General features: G+C 62.6%; 3 protein-coding genes. 1 reads left to right on the top strand and 2 read right to left on the bottom strand.

Annotation, left to right across the window (positions count from 1 at the left end; all coding sequences use genetic code 11):
• Both EN984_RS29730 and EN984_RS29735 read right to left on the bottom strand, forming a co-directional pair.
• Positions 1 to 566, bottom strand: a 566-nt coding sequence (locus EN984_RS29730; RefSeq protein WP_164765735.1) for an MFS transporter, incomplete at its 3' end; no start/stop codon positions are given.
• Positions 567 to 626: 60 nt separating this feature from the next.
• Entirely contained in the window at positions 627 to 1,616 is a 990-nt protein-coding gene (locus EN984_RS29735; RefSeq protein ID WP_023813030.1) for an AraC family transcriptional regulator, read from the bottom strand.
• A gap of 161 nt (positions 1,617 to 1,777) precedes the next feature.
• Between EN984_RS29735 and EN984_RS29740 the strand changes: the two genes are divergently transcribed.
• On the top strand, positions 1,778 to 2,770 hold a 993-nt coding region (locus EN984_RS29740), incomplete at its 3' end, for a monovalent cation:proton antiporter-2 (CPA2) family protein (protein ID WP_206517511.1).

Below are 2,770 nucleotides of genomic sequence, written 5' to 3' on the forward strand. Positions count from 1 at the left end.
GTCATGGCCATGGCACTGCGCCACCCTATCCAGTCACTGATCAACGCGCCCATCGACGGTGCGGCAATGGTGGCAAGCGAGACGCCGAGGGTGACGATCGCCATGCCCCGACCTGTCGCATTGGCGCCAACCAGCCTCGCCACGACGGCGACCGAAAGTGCCCAGAAAGCGCTGAGAGCGATGCCCAGCCCGGCCCGGCCCAACAGCAACAGCCAGAAATCGGTCGCCAGCGCCGCCAGGATATTGGAACCGACCGCAAGAGCGCTGAGACCAACCAGCACCGCCTTGCGGTTCAAGCGGCCGATGAGAACATTGCTCAACATGGCCGTCACGGCGCCGACGGAAGCGGTGGCGGTGACGACCTGGCCGGCCGTCCCCTCGCTGATGCCGAGATCGCGTGCCATTGGCGTCAGCAGACCTGCGGGCAGGAATTCGGCCGACACCAGGGCAAAGCTGGTGGCCGCCAATGAAATGACCGCGAACCAGGTGGCTGAACTCCACGCGGCTGGTGCATCGGCATCAAGGCCAATCGCGGCGTCTTCAATCTGTAATGTTGTGTCAGTCACGGAAAGATCTCCAAAGTTTGGAGGTCTTAAATAGGCGAGTCCGCTCGGATGATATGTATCTTAGAATCCGAAATTCATATCCATTCGTCCGGGAATTGTGCGGCGCACAACGCCCGGCGAGACATTGGTGATGCGCTTGAACGCGCGCGCGAAGGATGCCTCGGAATCATAGCCCAAACGGGTAGCGACTTCGGCAACCGACAAGCCGTTTTGGCCCAGCAATTCGCGGGCAAGCTGCATACGCAGGCGGGCGAGATAGTGTGCGGCACCCTCCCCCAATACCGCACTGAAACGCTCGGCGAAAATCGAACGCGATTGGCCTGCCACGCCGGCCAGGCTTCCCAGCGTCCAGTTGTGGCCGGGGTCGCGGTGCATGGCCGCCAAAGCGCGGCCTATATGGGGGTCGCGGATGGCTGCGAGCCAACCGGTGGTCGAGGCTCCGTTGCAATTGACCCAGCAGCGTATGAGCCGGGCCGTCAGCAAGTCGGCCATACGCGACAGAATCGTGGCGCTGCCCATCTGCGGTTGCGAGGCCTCCACCGTCATGGCCGCCAGCAAAGGACCGACGACCGGGTCATTGCCGGCCACGTCGCAACCCTTGATGACGGGCGGCATCAACGTTATCAATGGGTTGAGCGCATAGGAGTCCAAGGCCATGGAGCCGCAGAAAAGGGTGCTCGTGGCGCCCGTTCCTTGCCGTACCACTTCGCAGACGTTGCCCCCCAACTTGATCACCTGGCAACCTTCGAGCGAGTCCCCTGCAACGTCCGGCGCGCTCGCCAGCCGATGGGCGATGCCTTGCGGCAGCAGCACCAGATCGCCATCGCGCAACTCCTGCCAGCCTTGCGATTCAGTATGAATCCAGCACGGGCCCTGGCCGACAAAGTGAAACCGAAGCAGCTGTTGTTGCGGAAAGTCTATGCTCCATGGGTGCCGGAGCTCGCAGCGGCCATAGTTGACACCACTCAAGCGAAAGTCTTGCAGAACTTCGCTGAGCGCATCCATCGGGATATGTGGCGTCGAAGACGGACGGGACGAATAGTCAGGCATATACCTGATATAGATGCCGAACGTCCGGCAGGCAAGCGGGGACCGTTGTTCCACCAGGTGAATCGTTGCAGCGGCGCCCTACCCTTCCCGGCAGATTTCTCGCCTTGCCTCCCACTCCAACTGCATGCAAGGAGTTTCTGCTAGACACAGGGACAAGAGGCATGGCGGCGGAAGCATCGGGCAGTGATCTGGTTCAGGTGGTGGCACTGCTTGCTGCCGGCGTCGTTGCCGTTCCGATCTTCAAGCGCATGGGCCTTGGCTCGATCCTCGGCTATCTGGCCGCCGGCGTGGTGATCGGTCCGTTCGGCTTCGGCGTCTTTTCCGAATCGGAAGCCATTCTTCATGTCGCCGAGCTCGGTGTGGTGATGTTCCTGTTCATCATCGGGCTGGAAATGCAGCCGTCGCGGCTGTGGGGCCTGCGCCGTGAGATCTTCGGCCTCGGCGCGCTGCAGGTCGGCGTCTGCGCGCTTCTGCTGACCGGTGTCGGCATGGCTGGAGGGTTTCCGATCGCGCAATCCTTCGTCGCCGGCGCCGGCTTCGTGCTGACCTCGACGGCGATCGTCATGCAACTCCTGGAGGAACGCGGTGAAATCGCCGCACCGAAAGGCCAGCGCATCGTATCGGTCCTGCTGCTCGAGGATCTTGCCATCGTGCCGCTGCTGGCCCTGATCGCGTTCCTGGCGCCCGGCGGTACCGACACCAGCCTGATGGAGCGGCTGACCGAAATCGGCATCGGCCTTGCCGCGATCATCGGCCTGGTGGTGGCCGGCCGTTATCTGCTCAACCCGTTCTTCCGCATCCTGGCGGATGCCCGTGCCCGCGAGGTGATGACGGCGGCGGCACTTCTGGTCGTCCTTGGCTCCGCCCTCGCCATGCAGCTCAGCGGCCTGTCGATGGCGATGGGTGCCTTCCTGGCCGGCGTGCTTTTGTCTGAATCGACCTTCCGCCACCAACTCGAAGCCGACATCGAACCCTTCCGCGGCATCCTGCTTGGCCTGTTCTTTCTCGCGGTAGGCATGTCGCTCGACCTGCATGTGGTCGCGGCGAACTGGCGGCTGATCGCCATCTATGTCGTCGCCTACATGGTGATGAAGGCATTCGGTATCTACATCGTCGCCCGCATCCTGAAATCAGGTCACCGCGAAGCCCTGGAG

Source organism: Mesorhizobium sp. M7A.F.Ca.CA.004.12.1.1 (assembly GCF_003997835.1).
Lineage (GTDB): Bacteria > Pseudomonadota > Alphaproteobacteria > Rhizobiales > Rhizobiaceae > Mesorhizobium.

Coding starts and splice junctions, on each gene's coding strand:
- EN984_RS29735 (WP_023813030.1), bottom strand. CDS start 1,616: ATGCCTGACTATTCGTCCCGTCCGTCTTCGACGCCACATATCCCGATG.